The sequence below is a fragment of the Phytoamicus setariae genome, assembly GCF_016722925.1.
GTDB classification, from domain to species: Bacteria; Pseudomonadota; Alphaproteobacteria; order Rhizobiales; family Rhizobiaceae; genus Rhizobium_E; species Rhizobium_E setariae.
Genome location: NZ_JAEQNC010000003.1, coordinates 496374 through 513089, shown reverse-complemented (window position 1 = coordinate 513089; position 16716 = coordinate 496374). Strand labels below are relative to the sequence as shown.

The following is a 16716-nucleotide window of genomic DNA, read 5'->3' as shown; positions in this document are numbered from 1 at the left end:
CTGAAGGTCGCTGACGCGACAAGTCCTCCGGACTTGCGCTGGATAACGCGGGGTGGAGCAGCCCGGTAGCTCGTCAGGCTCATAACCTGAAGGCCGCAGGTTCAAATCCTGCCCCCGCAACCAAAACACCCCAATACAAGCAGCACAAATGCCCCAAGCAACACATGCATGGGGCTATTCGCGTTTCGACCTTGCCGATCGGGATCATGATCCTGCCGGGATGGAGTGCCCCCAATTCGCCGGACAGATCAGTTATTGAGACAATGCTTTAATGAACTCCCGAGGGGAAGCCATTTTCAGCGCGGAGTGAGGATGGATCTTGATGTAGTCCTCGATCCATCCATCGATCTGCCGGAGAGCAGTTTGAGCATCTGGAAGTGGTGAGATGCGTATGTAGTCTCGCTTCAGCGTTTTCACGAAAGCCTCGGACATGCCGTTCGACTGAGGGCTTGCGACCGGCGTGAAACATGGGATCAGGTTGATGGCCTGAGCAAACAGTCGGGTATCTCGGCCGGTGTAGGCGCTGCCATTGTCAGATAGATGTTCGATGGCGTTTGGCGCTCGGGTGGCATGGAATCGGTTCTCGGCAGCCTCAAGCATCATGTCACGGACGTCCGAACCGGATATTCCGGCATTTGAAACAGCCGACCAGGCAATGATCTCACGGTCGAATACGTCGATGATGAAGGCGAGCCGGACAACTTCGTCATTCCAACAGGTGAACTCCAACCCATCGGAGCACCAGCGCAGGTTGGACCGCATCACTATGATCTTGCCATCATGGACACGCCCTTTCCGGACAGCCGTGTGTTTCTCCAGAAGGATGGCGTGATTGGCCATAATCCGGTGAACCCGCTTGGCATTGACGGGCGAATGTCGGCGACCCGCCTTTCCCGATTGAGTAAAGCGCCGTTCCGCCGATAGCCGTAGGTGGGCCGCGCATCGACGATCCTGCGAATAGCAGGAAGCAGTTCAGCGTCTTCAGCCTTGAAATACGGTCCGCGAGGCTTGGAATTACCTTTCAGCCGTTCGGCGAGATTGGAGCGAGAGACGCCCAGAACGTCCGCCACCTTCTTCATCGGGAACCGTCCTTCGGCAACAAGATCGGCCGCGATATCTGTTTTTTTGAGCTGGCTTTGGAAAGGGCTTCGCGGAGAACCTCTTTCTCCAGCGTCTTGCGCCCGAGTACGCGTTCAAGCTCGTGCACACGGTCTTCCAGCTTCTTGACTTCGGAATTCCCGATCACCGGCTCGTCGGAATCTACCGCCACCACGCCTCCCTCGCTCAAAAGCCTGCGCCAGCGATACAAGAGATTTGGCGCGACCCATGCCGCCGGGCCGCAGAGGTAACCGTCTCTCCTGGAGCATAGCTCTCTTCGATGATCTGAAGTTTGCGCTCTGTTGTCCAGCGCCGACGCCGGACATCGCCAACCATCAGTTCGACCTGTCGATACTCGTTAGACATAAGCCTATCCTCAAGCCCGTGCTTGAGCCTTCCTGCTTATGCTGAGTGTCCGGTCGAAAGTGGGGGCAGTTCACCTTCGAAATCGCCGGTGGCCCAAAAAACATCTGTTGCGCTCGCTCTCTCTTCCGAGGGGGATTTTGGAATGAAGACCGCCTGCGAAACTCGAGGTGTCGCCCGCTCGAATATCGCCGCGCGTGCCGCAGGCTCCCCTTCCAGAGCCAGAGGACGCCCGCCTCTACCTGATCGCGAGCTGGTGGAGGACATCAAGGCCGTCATCGCCGTCACGCCCACCTACGGCTATCGGCGTGTCCATGCCATCCTGCGTCGGAATGCCCGGAAACTGGGGCGTTCGTGGCCCAATGCCAAGCGCGTTTACCGGGTGATGAAGCTGCACAATCTGCTGCTGGTGCGTCATACTGGAGCGGTCGATGATCGCCTTCACGACGGCAGGGTCGCCGTCGAGCGTTCGAACATCAGATGGTGCTCCGACGGCTTGGAGATCGGCTGCGACAACAAGGAGAAGGTCCGCGTCGCCTTCGCCCTCGACTGCTGCGACCGCGAGGCGATCGCCCATGTCGCCACTACGGAGGGCATCAAGAGCGAAGACGTGCAGGACCTCGTGATCACCGCCATCGAGAACCGCTTCGGTCGCATCAACGTGCTATCCGAGCCCATCGAATGGCTCACCGACAACGGCTCCTGCTTCATCGCCAAGAACACCGCATCCTTGCGCCGCCAGATCGGCATGGAACCGTGCACTACAGCGGTGCGAAGCCCACAGTCGAACGGCATGGCCGAGGCGTTCGTCAAAACCTTCAAGCGCGATTACGTCTGGGTGAATCCAACCCCCGACGCCGAAACCGTCATGGCGCACATGCCGTTCTGGTTCGAGCATTACAACAATCTTCACTCGCACAGTGCTTTAGGATATCAATCACCGCGCGAGTTCATCAGCCGAGATCAGGGGCGACGCGCGGCAGATCGTCCTGACCTGTCTTAAGAACGCTCCCTGACTAATCGAATCCGGGGCTTTACATTCACGGCGTTTCGCTATCGGGGCGGGCTTCAATATACTCGGTGCCGACGCGCTCAAGCCTTGCTTCATCCCTGTCAAGATTCCAGCGGCGGTCGGCGTAAAGCTCAATTGCTTTGCGTGTTTCGACAACCAGGACGTCGCCGTCAAACGCGTATTCGCGACGCACGGCAGCGGCCTGCTCCTGCGAAAGATTGCGGTGGGGGCGCAGGCTGATGCGGGCGATTGTGTGCCAGTCGCGGTCGAACGGCAGCTCCTCCAGCTTCCTCGTCTTGAGGCTGCTCCCAGACGCAATCCGTTCGGGAACATGTCGCGGTATTCGCCATGCTTGAAACGGTAGGCGCGCACATGGATGCGCGAGCCATCCGAACCAAACCGTGTTTGCGTAATCCATTGGAGCGTCTGATCGCCGGTTGTCATGGAAATGCATTGCACTTCGACCCCTGTTGATTGCCACTGAGAACTGACCCAGCAACACAGGAATGGCCCCGCCCGGTGAAATCGAGGCGGGTTTTTTGTATGCTTTTCTAAATTGACGTCCCTGATTGTTCCTGCAAACTTTCGATTAAATATCTGACTAATTTGCTCCCGATAGTATCAGACAGAAACATGGGACCATAACGGTGCGCATCAGATGAAGACTCTCCCCCTATTGCTCAAAGATTGGCGGTTTCGGGTAGAGCAGGCGATTAGGCAAGCTCTTATTGGGCCAAAGGATGACGGCCGCCATCCATCGCGGGTGTCGCACCTTATTTCACAAGCCGGACGGCACCGGCATTGTTGATCTCGTTGTTCGCCAGTTCCGACTTGCAGTCCAACTTGAACTTGCTGTTCCCGGTCATTTTGATCGTCTGCGCGATGATGCGGACGCATTCGCCAGATGTCGTACCATTGCCGGAGTATCGGATTTCCTTGGCCGCTGGCATGTAGATGATGCCGTTGAGCTTCGAGTTGCTGTTGCCGTTGATAACCGCGGAGGCGGTATTGCTGCGGTCGGCGACGATCGAGAAGCCCGCCCATGGACCCGATGTCGGGGCAGTGAGGTTGAAGGTCGAGCCGCCATGAATGTCGATCTCAGCACCGTTCAGCAGGAAGAAGGTGACCCTTGCACCAGTGATAACCGACTGGCCGGTGAAACTAAGCTGGCCGCCGTCGATAATGTAGTCGCCGGGTTGCAATTTTACATTGCCCTTTATAGCGAGGCCGTCATACGTCCCGGGCGTCAGCTCGCCAGAGGCCTTGTTCTTGAGGTCGACCAAGGACCCGGCTTTCGGGATCGCTCTTGACACGAACGGGTCGACGGCCGCTGCCGTTCCCTCGTTCGGTTTGTCGCATGCGAGGTCGATCTTGCTCGGCGAGGCGGAAACCTTGCCTGGCGTATACAGGCATTCCGACTTCAGGGTGGCAGATCCGCCGACATAGATAGCTTTGTCGCTGCGCGAGTTTGCGGTGATCGCACATAGTGATGTGTCGACGCTCGAATTGCCGCTGACTTCGAAGGCGCGGTCGGCCGTCGGGTCGAGCGCCAGAATGCAGGCTTCCTTGCCTGCTTGGTAAACGGTGCTGCTCTGGCGAGAGATGGGGAACGACGACCGTTTCAGGAAGACCGGATGGTAGTTGAACGCATAGTCGGCCGTCGCGGTCGCCTGCTGTCCCGCCAGGGAATAGTCGATTTGCAGGGAGCGCCCGGCAGCGTCGGTAAAATTGGCGTAGAACATATCGTTCGCCAACGAGGTGGCTTCCGCCTCGCTGTGGCCCTCGCCATAAAGGCGCACCGCCACAAGCGTCGCGCTGTCTAGCGCCACCTGCATCTTCTCGGCGGTAAAACTGGCATTAGTGTAGTCGATCGCAACTGAGATCGCCACCAGGACGGGAAACATGGCAACCGCACTCAGGATTGCGAAGTTGCCGCCTTGGTCGCGAAGAAATCGACCGACATGCCATTTGAGAAATTCAAGCATTGGTGTATCTCCAGCTCAGGTAAACTGGTGAATATTAGCTGATAGAGATTAATTACTGATTGTTCTTTTGGTACATTTGCAAATATCGGCCGCTGTTACGCCATTGATCTGCCACTGAACTTTCATCCAGCAGCGATTAGAGCCTCGGCGGTTTTTGATACGCCAATAGGCGCGGTAGGCGCAACCGGAGGAAACGCGAATCTTCCATATTGCGCAGCGTTGGAGCCGGTTGCGGCGATGATCCCGGCATAGTCTGCCGGGTCTGGTATCCGAGTGATGAGTGCGGCCGGAAATGGTTGTAATCGTAGGCCATTCGCGGAAGCGCCTGCCGCAGGCGAACTGATCGTGGACGAAATCCAGCGACCACCGGGCATTTGCCTTTGCTTCGACGAGGATCGGCGCACGCGTGCCGACAGCACGCCGCCTGGCTTTCCGCTTGCGCACGGAAAGGCCTTCCTCTCGATACAGTCGGTAGATGCGATTGTTTCTGCTTCTTCATTCGTCCGTCCTCAATGGGCCGGGCTCTAATCAATTCTGGAGGAAATTCGCAGTGGCAGGTCAATACGAACAGGGCGGCTTTAGCGGCTTTTAGCCGCCCTTTCTGTTTTCCCGCTCGGAGGGAAAAAATTCCTCCGAAGCGGTTCTGGTTTCGAGTGGCTATGGTTCGGTTGGCGGGTTTCTGATTGTGGGAAACAGAACCCAGCCGAAGCGGGTTTCGAGAAGGTGCCACAAGCCTTTCCTCGAAAACAGCATGACGATAATGGCGACCAGGCCCAGGACGATCATGTAGCCCGCGCCAAAGCCGGACAGGAGTTCACGCAGCAGGAAATAGATCAGCGTTCCCAAAACGGCGCCTTCAAGCCGGCCGAGGCCGCCGATGACGACGATGAAGATGATCGTGACGGTCCAGTCGTTGAGGCTGAAGGCGCTTGACGGGGAAAGGCGCAGCTTCTGCAGCGAGATAACGGCCCCGATCGCCCCGGTCGCGGCCGCGACGATGACGTAGGTCAGGAATTTGGTTCGCCAGATGTCGATGCCGAGCGAGGCCGCCGCCAACGGATTGTCGCGGATTGCGGTGAGCGCCAGCCCGGCCCGCGAGCGCAACAGCGCGAACGTGCCAAACAGCGTTGCGGCGCCGATGCCGGAGGTGAGCCAGTAGATGGCGAATTCGCGCGTCGCCTTCTGGCTTGCGATGCCCTTGACCACCTGAGCCGGCAGCGACATGCCTGCACCCCCGCCCAGCGACGGTATCTGGCTGAACACGAGAAGAACGGTCTCTGCCGCGACCCAGGTGCCGATGGCGAAATACGCTCCCTCTAGACGAAAAAGCAGGGGCGCGAAAATGGCCGCCAGCAGGGTCGCCGCCAGGATCGCAACGAGGATCGCGGCATAGGGGGACAAGCCCCATCCCGTCGCCAGAAACAGCGCATAGCCACCAACGCCGACGAAGGCCTGCTGCCCGACCGAAAGCAGACCGGCGTAACCCGCAAGCAGGTTCCAGAGGACGGCAAGCGACAGGATGACGAAGAATTCTCCGAGCAGCCGCAAACTGGCGCTTCCCGCCCACAGCGGTGCCGAGGCTACGACCGCGAGACCGATGGCCGACAGGACGGCGAAGCGCCGCAGTTCCGGCGCAAGAGCAAAACGTGGCATATCCGTTTATCCTTTCGGGAAGAGGCCGCGGGGCCTGAGCGCGAGAACGGCGAAGAACACGAGATGTCCGGCGAGGATCTGCATGCCCGGCGATATCTGGGCGCCCAGCGATTGCGCCACGCCCAGCACGATGCCGCCGGCAAGCGTGCCCCAGAAGCTGCCGAGCCCACCGATGATCACCGCCTCGAAACCGAAGATCAGGCGGGCCGGGCCGGAAAAGGGATCGAAATTCGACCGCATCGCCAGGAGGACCCCCGCAAGCGCGATGGTAGAGAAACACAGGGCCATCGCCATCGAAAGGACGTGATATGTCTTGACGCCGATCGCCTTCGCGATCTCGGGATCGTCCGAGGTTGCCCGAAAGGCCCGCCCGGCGCGCGTCGAGGAGAACAGGAACTCCAGCGCCGCGATCAGAAGGACTGCAACGCAGAAGGTCAGGATGGGTAGGATGCCGAGATGAACGCCAGCGATCTCGATGCTTGCCGTTTCCAGAGCGCCGGCCGGCAACCGCACCGCGTTGGAAGAGAAGGTCGCCAGAAGCGCATTCTGAACAATGATCGCAAGGCCGAATGTGACGAGCAGGGGAGGCAGGATGTCCTCTCCCATGACCCGGTTGAGCAGTGCGCTCTGCAGCAGATAGCCGAGGCCCGCCATGACCGGGATGACGATGGCGAGCGCCAGCAGTGGATGCAGCCCGAGCGTCGTGAGCACCATGTGGCCGATATACGCGGCGAGGATCGCGAAGTCGCCATGGGCGATGTTGACGAGGCGCATCACGCCGAAGATCAGCGAAAGCCCGACCGCAAAGAGGGTATAGAGCCCGCCCAGGAGCACGCCCTGGAGAAGAGTGTCGATCAATGCCATTTCATTCTCCGAAATAGGCGGCCGTGAGGTCGTGCTTGGTCAGGTCGGCGGCGTCGCCCTGCAGCACGACGCGTCCCTCGCGCAGGCAGACGAGACGGTCCGAGACGCTGCGCGAGCGTTCCAGATCCTGTTCGACGATGACGGCGCTGATCCCGCTTGCGAGGATGGTCGGCATCGTGGCGTAGACGTCGTTGACGACGATCGGCGCAAGGCCGAGCGACAGCTCGTCGAAGAGAACGAGCGCGGGATTGGCGACCAGCGCCCGGCCGATCGCCACCATCTGCTGCTGGCCGCCAGAGAGCGACAAAGCCGGCATCCGGCGCTTTTCCTCCAGCACCGGAAACAGCCTGTAGATTTCGCGGATGTTCCACGGCCCGCGCCGGCCGTGGTCGGCTGCAATGCGCAGGTTCTCCTCGACACTCAAGGACCGGAAGAGACGCCGCCCCTCGGGCACCATCGCGATGCCGAGGGCGGCAAGCTCATGCGGGCTGGCGGCGCCGACCGGGCGGCCGCGGAAGCGGACCATGGCTTCGCTGCGGGGCAAAAGGCCCATGATCGCCTTGAACAGCGTCGTCTTGCCCGCACCGTTGGCGCCGACCAGGCCGAGGACTGCACCCTCTTCCAGATCGAAGCCGATATCGAACAGCGCCTGGAAATCACCATAGCCGGACGACAGCCGGTCGATCGACAGCAAAGGTTCAGCCATGGGCGGCATCCAGTTCCAGGCCGAGATAGACGGCGGCGACTTCGGGACTGCGCAAGATCGCGTGGGGATCGCCCTCGGCGACCTTGCGGCCGAGATCGAGCAGCATGACGCGATCGACGACGGACAGCAGGGCGTGCAGCACATGCTCGATCCAGACGATCGAGACGTCCTCGGATTTGATCGCCAGGATCAGTTCGATCAGCTCGCGGCATTCCGCTTCCGTCAAGCCGCCGGCGATTTCGTCGAGCAGGAGAAGTTTCGGAGCAGTGGCGATCGAGCGGGCAAGTTCGAGACGCTTGCGGTCGAGCAGCCCGATCTCGCCGGCGCGGACCGTCGCCTTCTTCCAGAGCCCGGTTCGCTGCAAAGCGTCTGCGGCATGCTCGCGGGCTTTCGCTTCTGTCAGCCCCTGGCCGTAGGTTGCCGCCACCAGCGTATTTTCAAACACGGTCATGCCGGCAAAGGGCTGCGGCACCTGAAAGGAGCGGGTGATGCCCATCCTGCACCGCTTGCGGGGGTTGACGGACGTGATATCGGTGCCCTTGAAGAACACGCGGCCCCGGTCGGCGCGCACGGTGCCCGTCAAAAGGTTGAGCAGGGTCGTCTTGCCCGCGCCGTTCGGCCCTATGATGCCAAGGGCCTCGCCGGGTGACAGGCATAATGAAACGTCGGTGGTGACGCGAAGGGCACCGTAGGCTTTGCACAGCCCCGTCGCCTTCAGCACGAAATTTACTCCCATCAAGGATCTCCCCCCGGACTGCAAGCGCCGGCTTCCTCATCCGTGACGCTAATCACATAATGCAGTATTTGCAATATAATATATTTTTTATTGATTCATCTATTGTGTTGTGTCAGTGATGGAGGGGAGGCAGGAGTTGCGGAGGAAAAGCAATGGAAGTTATGGCCGCGGACGTCGATTATGACGTCATTCAGATCGGCTACGGTCCGGTCAGCAAGGCATCGGCGCTGTTTCTCAGCCGGATGGGCTGGAAGGTCGGCGTCTTCGAACGCTGGCAGGAGGTCTATTCCCTGCCGCGCGCTGTCTGTATCGATCATGAGATTTTCCGGGTGCTGCACGCGGCGGGTCTCGGTCATATCGCCGACAGCGTGACGAACGATGCGCCCGTCTATCGCTGGTTCAATGCGGAATGGAAGCAATTGCTGGCGATCGACTGGGCCGCCGGGTCCATATCTGGCGGCTCCGAGGTCAATTTCGTGCACCAGCCCAGCTTCGAATGGGCCATGGATGCGGAGATCAAGTCCCGGCCGGGCGTCGATCTGAACTTCAATTGCGAAGCGGTCGCGATCAGCCAGACGGCTGATCGCGTTACCGTGACGGTGCGGGATACGAAATCAGGCGCGACGCGGAAGGTGACGGCCCGCTATCTTCTGGGTATCGACGGCGCCAACAGCCTCGTGCGCGAACAGCTTGGCATTGGGCGGACTGACCTCGGCTTCGAAGCAGACTGGTTGGTAATCGATTTCACTTTGAAGGACGGGCTGACAGCGCGCGATCTCGGCATTCCCGAATGCGGGCAATATTGCAATCCCGAGCGGCCGACAACGATCGTTCCAGGCGGTATCGACAACGGCCGGATCTGCCGCCGTTGGGAATTCATGCGGTTGCCACATGAGACCCGCGAGGAGATGCTGGAAGAGAAGAAGGTCTGGGATCTGCTCAGCGCCTGGATCAAGCCCGATCAGGGCGAACTCGTCCGCCATGCCCTCTATACGTTCCGTTCTCTGGTGGCCGACAAATGGCAGGATGGGCGCATCTTCCTCGCCGGCGATGCGGCGCATGTCATGCCGCCCTTTATGGGGCAGGGCATGTGCGCTGGCCTGCGCGATGTCTGGAACCTCGCCTGGAAGCTCGACCGCGTGATGAAAGGCGATGCCGACGCCTCGCTACTCGAAACCTACGAGCCCGAGCGCGCGCCGCATGCCACCGACGTCATCAAGGCTTCCATTTTCCTCGGCTCCATCATCTGCATGCCGGATGCGCAGAAGGCCGCCGAACGCGATGCTGCTTTTCTCAGCAGTTCGGCTCCGCCGCCGCCGCCATTCCCCATCCTGACCAAGGGTCTGCTGGAAAAGGACCGTGACGGCAACGTCGTTTCGCCCGCGGGCCAGCTCGCGCCGCATGGGGCCGTCCGCTATCACGGAAAGACCAGCCGCCTCGATCGCGTCGTTTTGCCGGGCTTCAACCTGTTCTTGTCGGGGGCCATCAAGCCGAGCGAACTGACGCCTGCGGCGCGCAGCCTCTGCGAGGCACAGGGAATCGAGATCGTCACGGTGGCGGATCGCCGGTTGGCCGGCGACGACCAGATCGGCGACACGCAAGGCCAGATCCTCACCTTCATGAAGGAGCGCGGGCTGGACGCTATGCTCGTCCGTCCGGACTTCTATCTGTTCGGCGGCGCGGCAGGGGCATCGCGCGTGAACGCAATGCTGATGGAATTTGACCGGCAGGCGCAGGCCCATGGTTTTCACCCCACCCGGGCGATGGCCATTTCCGCCTGAACGAGAACAATAGGGAGGAGGAGAGAATGACTTTTATCGGACATCGCCCGCTCACACGGCGGACAATACTCAAGACAGGAGCGGCCGCCGGCATGACGTTGGCCACCCCCGCCATCCTCACGCGGAGGGCGTTCGCGGGCGGCGAAACGATCAAGATCGGCTTCGTCAGCCCGACGACCGGGCCGGTCGCGGCCTTCGGCGCCTCGGATGAATATGTGCTCGCCGGGGTGCGCAAGGCGATCGGCGACGGCATAACGATCGACGGCACACTATATCCCGTCGAAATCATCACCCGTGACAGCCAGTCCAATCCCAACCGCGCGGCGGAGGTAGCCAGCCAGTTGATGCTGGAGGAGGAGGTCGACCTGATGCTCGCATCCTCGACCGCCGACACCACCAATCCGGTTGCCGATCAGTGCGAGCTGAACGAGGTACCGTGCATTTCGACGGATACGCCCTGGGACGGCCATTTCTTCGGCCGGGGCGGCGATCCGGCCGAAGGTTTCGAATGGACCTATCACTTCTTCTGGGGCTCGTCCCAGGTGGTTGACAGCTACACATCGCTCTGGGACCAGCTCGACACCAACAGGAAGGTCGGCGTGCTCTGGTCCAACGACAGCGACGGCGTTCCGCTCTCGAATGCCACGACCGGCCTGCCGCCGCTGTTTGCAAAGCGGGGATACGAGGTCGTCGACGCCGGTTTCCATCAGCCGCTTTCGGACGATTTCTCCGCCCAGATCGCAAAATTGAAGGATGCGAAGGTCGATATCGTCTCAGGCGTCTTCCTTCCTCCTGACTTCACCACCTTCTGGATGCAGGCGGCCCAGCAAGGGTTTCGCCCGAAGGCTGTCACCGTCGCCAAAGCGCTGCTTTTTCCAAGCTCGGTCGAGGCGCTCGGAACCAACGGCGATGGCGTGTCGAGCGAAGTGTGGTGGTCGCCAAACCATCCCTATTCGTCTGGCTTGACCGGCGAGACCTCCCGTCAACTTGCTGAAGGCTACAGCAAGGCAAGTGGCCAGCCGTGGATCCAGCCGACCGGATACAAGCACGCTCTGCTCGAAGTCGCGATCGATGTCTTGAAGCGTTCCGTAAATCCAAAGGACAAGACCGAGATCTTGGAGGCAATCAGGACGACCAACTACAAATCCATCGTCGGGCCCGTGAGTTGGGAACATGGCCCTGTGAAGAACGCCTGCCAGACGCCGCTGGTCGGCGGTCAATGGTTGCGCAAGGACGACGGCAAATTCGATATTGCCATCTGCGAGAACCGGTCCGCACCGGAAATCGCAGTCCAGGCGCCGTTCCGCGCGCTCTGAAGCTTGTCGCGGATATCCGGTAGCTTTTGCGCGGTATGCTTTCAAAACAGCGGCAGGCCGGATCAGGCCTGCTCGCCCCGAACGATGCCGGTGAAAAAATCGATCAAACCGGAGGGCGCGCGGTCGCCAAGGGGCTGGTTGCGAGCCATCGGTAAGTGGTGATGGGGTAAATCGATCGGATCGAGTTTCTCAGCGCTACCGCTGCCGGGTCAAGTTATGTGAGGTGCTGGTTGACGACGCCAGCCTTGATGAGAATGCGTGTTGTTTTTGCCAAGTGAGCGCGCATTTCAGCGGTGGCCCTCACGACATCGCGAGCAATGGCGGCGTCTGCAATCGCCTTGTGTTCACCGTGCAGATCACGCCCCATGCGGTCAAGCGGAACGGATACGCGCCGATAGCGCTCTGACTGGGTGAACAGCGTCTCTCGCAACCGTAGCAGCCAGGGGCTGTCGCAGGCTGCTACGAGCGCTTCGTGGAAGCGGCGATGTGTTTCCGCCCACACCTCGCTTACGCGTGCGCTGTCATCGGCGTCCTGCAGTTTCAATCGCGACAACTCGAACAGCGTCGACACGATGCCCGTCTCCCATTTGAGGTCGCCGTTACGGATAGCATTTTCCAGGCACAGGCTTTCGATGGTGGCGCGAACGTTGGTTATGTCCTGCAGTTCTTCTTCGGTGATAGGGGCAACCCGAAAGCCCTTGCGCGGCTCGGCCTCTACAAGGCCTTCCGAGGTCAGGCGAGAAAGCGCTTCCCGGACGGCGCCCAGACTGAAGCCTAAGGAATCGCATAGATCCTGAATGACGAGCTTGTGTCCAGGGATTAGTCGGCAGGCAAGAATGTCGCCCCGAAGGCGGGCGTGCGCTTCCGCAGTGAGGCTTCCAGCCTTGGGACTTGCCATTTTTTCTCCGATCGATCGATAGTCGCGAACGTCGATTATTCGCAGAATAATATATTATCATATTCTCTTTAGAGCGCTAGCGATATAGGGGCAAGGGCAGGGTTAATACCGACTTATAAAAGTATGAAACTATAAATAATATATTATGTGTTGACCGATAAATTTTTACCCAGTACCTTGCTCTCACAAAATAGGAGGCACATTCCATGCGGTTCGTTTCGTTTAAGGATAATGAAGTTGTCGGGCTTGCGCTCGAGGTAGATAGAACTTGGCGCGGTCTGAAGGACGGTGACGCCGGCTATCCCAGCGACCTGCTTTCACTGGTCCGATCCGGCGACCAAGCCTTGGCACAAGCCGCTGAAGCTCTCAAAAATGCGCCAGCTGTCAATCTCGATAGGGTAACGCTCCTGCCGCCAATCTCCAATCCGGAAAAAATCGTCTGCGTTGGTCTCAACTATACCGACCATTCTGCCGAAAGCGGCTTTAAGCAGCCGGATTTTCCAACGATCTTCGGGCGCTTCAATTCGAGCTTGATTGCCCACGGTGCGCCGATTTTGCGCCCGGAGGTTTCCGTTCAGCTTGATTATGAAGGCGAACTGGTCGCCATCATCGGCAAGCCGGCGCGGGACGTATCCGAGTCGGACGCGCTCGATTACGTGGCGGGGTATTCGATTTTCAACGACGGCTCGATCCGCGACTACCAGTTCAAGGCGCCGCAATGGACGCCAGGCAAGAATTTCGACGACACTGGCGCCTTCGGTCCCTGGTTTGTCACCGCCGACGAACTCCCGCCCGGCTGCGAAGGTCTTCGGCTGCAGACGCGCCTGAACGGCCAGGTAGTGCAGGACGCATCGATTAGCGACATGGTATTTTCCGTCGCGAAGCTGATCTCTATTCTCTCCGGCTTCATGACGCTGGTTCCCGGCGACGTGATCGTGACCGGCACGCCGTCTGGTGTCGGCCTGGCCCGCAAGCCGCAGCTATTCATGAAGGACGGCGACGTCTGCGAAGTCGAGATCGAAAGGATCGGCATTCTGTCCAACCCGATCAAGGATCGGTCGGTAAAGCGCGCGGCCGCCTGATTGGGTAACGCGCCCCACATGTCTCTGAGGAGGGATACATGACGGCAATTACAGGCAAGGTCGCCATATCGAAGCGACCCGGAGAACTCGGCATCCATTCTATGGATGCCTTCAACGTCGTCGTGCCTGATCTTCGCGTTGCCGAGGACTTCTATAAGTCCTTCGGGCTCGATGTGCGGGAGGAGGGCAACACGCTCGGGCTCTACACCTTTGGTTCGAATCAGCGCTGGGCGAGTATCGGCGAAGGCGCTCGAAAGAAGCTCAATTTTCTGTCATTCGCAGCGTTCGAGGAAGATTTCGAGCCGATGCGGCGGCGACTCGAAGAGGGTGGAATCCGATTGATGGATGCCCCGAGGGGCTTCGACACGAACGGTGTTTGGTTTTACGACCACAATGGCGTGCTGATCGAGCTGAAGATCGCGCAGAAATCTTCTCCGGATGAGAAGACGCATTTCTTGATGAAATCAGAGCCTTCCGGCACAGCGGCTGCGCCGCAAAGATCGAAAGTCGCAGTGGTGCGGCCCCGCCGATTGGCGCATGTACTGATCTTCACGGCGGACGTGCAAGGTGCGATCGATTTCTACAGCCGCTATCTGGGCCTGCGGCTTTCCGATCGCTCTGGCGACGGCATCTGCTTCATGCATGGCATTCATGGAAGCGACCACCATCTGGTTGCATTCGCCAAGTCGTCCGCTCCCGGGCTTCATCACTGCTCCTGGGACGTGGGTTCGATCGACGAGATTGGCCGCGGTGCGATGCAGATGGCCGACAAAGGGTTTGTCAAGGGCTGGGGCCTGGGGCGCCACGTGCTCGGATCCAACTACTTCCACTACGTGCGTGACCCTTGGGGCAGCTACAGTGAATATTCGGCCGACATCGACTATATCCCCGTCGATCATCATTGGGATGCCGGCGATTATCCGCCGCAGGATTCCATCTATCTCTGGGGACCTGAAATCCCGGCGGACTTCGTAACCAACCACGAAGCCCAGAGCTAGCGTTTACGGCACTAGGCGCGCAAGGCGTTGCGACAGAAGGCGAAAAGGCGATCTCTGTCGCGGCAAGCCTTGGCGGCTTCCTGCATTAGATGCAAAAATTATATGCCCATGCTGGTGCAGCGCTCGACGGGCTACTGTTCGATGGCATGTTGATTGCCGCGGGTGGGTTCGGCCTTTGTGGAATCCCCGAGTTGTTGATCGCGGCTTTCCGCGATGCCGGGACACGCGATCTGACAATCGCGTCCAACAATGCGGGGGTCGATTGCTTCGGGCTGGGCCACATCTGGCGACCAGGCAGGTCAGGAAGATGGTCTCGTCCTATGTCGGCGAAAACACGGAGTTTCATGCGCCAATATCTGTCGGGTGAACTCGAACTGGAGTTCAATCCCCAAGGGACGCTTGCCGAGCGCATGCGGGCAGGGGGTGCAGGAATAGCTGGTTTTTATACACGCTGTCAGCAACTCTCATACCTAAGTCAAGAGCTTGAGCCGATGCCGCAATTTTGCTCTTGTTAGCCCCAATTTACGTGCCGCCTCGGAGACGTTACCGCCCGCGACCCGCATTGCTTCAGTGATCGCGAGTTGCTCGACTTGCATTAGTGACATACCCGCTGTGGTGGAGATGGCCTCATGTGGCATTTCGTCAAGATACGGGAATGCCCTCCGCACGAGGCTGCCCCCCACTTCGGGCGTAAGATAGGTGCGGTGAAGCCCGCTTTGATTGTTGAATAGGTGTAGAGTGTCTATGGGTTCGTCTTCTGGGGTAAGGATTGCGGCGCGCTCGATCATGTTTTCCAGCTCACGAACATTTCCCGGAAACTCATAGGCCATCAAAGCGTCCACCGCTTTCATCGTGAAGCCGCTAATATGCCGGCCGTTCCTTTCGTTGAACCGTGAGAGGAAGTAGTCGATAAGCAGGGGGATATCATCGCGCCTCTCCCTTAGCGGCGGTATGGCGATCGGAAAAGCGTTGAGGCGATGCAAAAGGTCCGCACGGAAGCGGCCCTCTTTGACTTCCCGCTCGAGGTCGACGTTCGTTGCGCAGATGATCCTCGCGTCGACGTTGCGCATGATCGTCCCGCCAAGCCTGCTAAACTGACCCTCTTGAAGGACTCTTAGGAGCTTTGCCTGAGCGTTCAGGTTCAGGGTTCCGATCTCGTCGAGGAACAGGGTGTTTTTGTCCGCAGCCTCAAACCAGCCTGCCCGAGCATGTCCGGCACCTGTAAAAGCGCCCTTCTCAACGCCAAACAGTTCCGCATCGATCAAGCTTTCAGGAATTGCCGCGCAATTTACGCTCAGCATGCTCATTTTACGTCGTGGACTGGCGTCATGGATTGCTTTTGCGAATATTTCCTTGCCGACACCGGTTTCACCCAGAAGCAGTGTCGTTGTACGCAACGGTGCAACCTTTGTAAGAAGATGCCACGCACCCAAAAACCGGGAGGATCGTCCGATAATGCTGCGTTTCTCATCTTTGCTCGACGAGTAAGATCCGACCTTTGACAGAAAGGCATGCTCCGGCTCCGTCGGCCATTCCTCAGCGGGTTTTCCAACGATGCGACAGTGCGACGAGCCACATGCCACGCATTCGACTTCCCTAAATATTATCGGTCGCCCCATGACGGTGCTCGTGTAACCCGAGGCATAGCCGATCTGCATCCAGCAAACAGGCTCGTTACTGCCACCGAAGGAAGCCACATGCGTTTCTGCTTCAGCAGAGTTCCGCCATAGCAATTCACTGTAGTATCTCCCCGTCTCGACGTCCCCTTCTAAAATTACTGGCTCGACATATACCTCCCCTCTCAGCGCGTGGAGTTGAGGACCGACAAGGAAGGCATCGAGATGCGGTTTGTTGGCCCTGACCTTGATGGCCAGCATGCCTTCACGTGCCCCCGCCGCATGTCCAGCACGAAAAAGCACTTCATTGGCTTTTTGCGGACCTAGACCTTCCATCAGCTCCCTGCGTAGCGTGATTAGAACTTCCAGGTTCAGAATGACCGCCCGTTGGTCGTCCAGCCAAATTTGCCCCTCTCTTGGCACGAATTTAATGCGTTCACTCAAATCCGATAGGTCGGGCAATATCGACTCGCCCGTATTGATGCTGCCGGAGGCATCCGGTCCTACGCTCAGCACCAATCCTGACAGTTTGGACATCGAACACCTCCCAATGTGCGATTGGTCACCAGAAGCCAAATTTGCGGTGATGTGGCGAACAGTAGCCATAA

Annotated in this window: 13 protein-coding genes, 1 tRNA gene and 3 pseudogenes; 7 read left to right on the top strand and 10 right to left on the bottom strand. The window is 59.1% G+C overall.

The genetic code is table 11. From position 1 onward, the window contains the following. The first annotated feature begins 46 nt into the window (after positions 1 to 46). Positions 47 to 123 (top strand) — tRNA-Met (locus JJB09_RS07710). 129 nt (positions 124 to 252) lie between these two features. Here JJB09_RS07710 and JJB09_RS07705 read toward each other — a convergent pair. Next, positions 253 to 1464, bottom strand: a pseudogene (locus tag JJB09_RS07705) (IS3 family transposase). A gap of 78 nt (positions 1465 to 1542) precedes the next feature. On the opposite strand from JJB09_RS07705, the pseudogene JJB09_RS07700 reads away from it, so the two are divergent. After that, a pseudogene (locus JJB09_RS07700) lies at positions 1543 to 2464 on the top strand (IS3 family transposase); the annotation flags it as partial. 37 nt (positions 2465 to 2501) lie between these two features. Here JJB09_RS07700 and JJB09_RS07695 read toward each other — a convergent pair. The 7 genes and pseudogenes from JJB09_RS07695 to JJB09_RS07665 all read right to left on the bottom strand — a co-directional run bounded on the left by JJB09_RS07695 (position 2502) and on the right by JJB09_RS07665 (position 8417). Next, on the bottom strand, positions 2502 to 2891 hold the full coding sequence (locus JJB09_RS07695) for a BrxR family transcriptional regulator (RefSeq protein WP_201655550.1): 390 nt from the start codon (positions 2889 to 2891) through the stop codon (positions 2502 to 2504). A gap of 355 nt (positions 2892 to 3246) precedes the next feature. Further along, a complete protein-coding gene (locus tag JJB09_RS07690) occupies positions 3247 to 4458 on the bottom strand; it encodes a TadE/TadG family type IV pilus assembly protein (RefSeq protein ID WP_201655547.1) in 1212 nt (403 codons plus the stop codon). Positions 4459 to 4580: 122 nt separating this feature from the next. Beyond that, positions 4581 to 4941 (bottom strand): annotated as a pseudogene (locus JJB09_RS07685) (IS3 family transposase); the annotation flags it as partial. A gap of 174 nt (positions 4942 to 5115) precedes the next feature. Next, positions 5116 to 6111, bottom strand: a complete 996-nt coding sequence (locus tag JJB09_RS07680) for a branched-chain amino acid ABC transporter permease (protein ID WP_201655544.1) — start codon at positions 6109 to 6111, stop codon at positions 5116 to 5118. Positions 6112 to 6117: 6 nt separating this feature from the next. Then, entirely contained in the window at positions 6118 to 6975 is an 858-nt protein-coding gene (locus JJB09_RS07675; protein WP_201655541.1) for a branched-chain amino acid ABC transporter permease, read from the bottom strand. A gap of 1 nt (position 6976) precedes the next feature. After that, positions 6977 to 7681 carry an ABC transporter ATP-binding protein gene (locus tag JJB09_RS07670; protein ID WP_201655538.1) on the bottom strand — a complete coding sequence of 235 codons (705 nt, stop codon included), beginning with the start codon at positions 7679 to 7681 and terminating at the stop codon, positions 6977 to 6979. Beyond that, positions 7674 to 8417 carry an ABC transporter ATP-binding protein gene (locus tag JJB09_RS07665; RefSeq protein WP_201655535.1) on the bottom strand — a complete coding sequence of 248 codons (744 nt, stop codon included), beginning with the start codon at positions 8415 to 8417 and terminating at the stop codon, positions 7674 to 7676. Before JJB09_RS07665 ends, JJB09_RS07670 begins: the two co-directional genes overlap by 8 nt. Positions 8418 to 8569: 152 nt before the next feature. Between JJB09_RS07665 and mhpA the strand changes: the two genes are divergently transcribed. Both mhpA and JJB09_RS07655 read left to right on the top strand, forming a co-directional pair. Further along, positions 8570 to 10198 (top strand): bifunctional 3-(3-hydroxy-phenyl)propionate/3-hydroxycinnamic acid hydroxylase MhpA, encoded by a 1629-nt coding sequence (mhpA, locus tag JJB09_RS07660; protein WP_201655533.1) that lies wholly within the window; start codon positions 8570 to 8572, stop codon positions 10196 to 10198. 26 nt (positions 10199 to 10224) lie between these two features. Further along, the gene (locus JJB09_RS07655) at positions 10225 to 11514 is read left to right on the top strand and encodes an ABC transporter substrate-binding protein (RefSeq protein ID WP_201655531.1); all 1290 of its coding nucleotides are present in this window, start codon (positions 10225 to 10227) and stop codon (positions 11512 to 11514) included. 214 nt (positions 11515 to 11728) lie between these two features. On the opposite strand, the gene JJB09_RS07650 is transcribed toward JJB09_RS07655, so the two are convergent. Beyond that, complete coding sequence (locus JJB09_RS07650) at positions 11729 to 12412, bottom strand: GntR family transcriptional regulator (protein ID WP_201655528.1); 684 nt, start codon at positions 12410 to 12412, stop codon at positions 11729 to 11731. A gap of 206 nt (positions 12413 to 12618) precedes the next feature. Between JJB09_RS07650 and JJB09_RS07645 the strand changes: the two genes are divergently transcribed. The 3 genes from JJB09_RS07645 (at position 12619) to JJB09_RS07635 (ending at position 15007) form a co-directional block, all read left to right on the top strand. Next, positions 12619 to 13494 carry a fumarylacetoacetate hydrolase family protein gene (locus JJB09_RS07645; protein ID WP_201655525.1) on the top strand — a complete coding sequence of 292 codons (876 nt, stop codon included), beginning with the start codon at positions 12619 to 12621 and terminating at the stop codon, positions 13492 to 13494. A gap of 38 nt (positions 13495 to 13532) precedes the next feature. Further along, positions 13533 to 14492, top strand: a complete 960-nt coding sequence (locus JJB09_RS07640) for a VOC family protein (protein ID WP_201655523.1) — start codon at positions 13533 to 13535, stop codon at positions 14490 to 14492. Positions 14493 to 14581: 89 nt separating this feature from the next. Continuing rightward, positions 14582 to 15007 (top strand): CoA transferase subunit A, encoded by a 426-nt coding sequence (locus JJB09_RS07635; RefSeq protein WP_201655520.1) that lies wholly within the window; start codon positions 14582 to 14584, stop codon positions 15005 to 15007. Here the strand turns inward: JJB09_RS07635 and JJB09_RS07630 are convergent. After that, entirely contained in the window at positions 14963 to 16645 is a 1683-nt protein-coding gene (locus JJB09_RS07630) for a sigma-54-dependent Fis family transcriptional regulator (RefSeq protein WP_201655517.1), read from the bottom strand. The genes JJB09_RS07635 and JJB09_RS07630 overlap by 45 nt on opposite strands. Positions 16646 to 16716 lie beyond the last annotated feature (71 nt).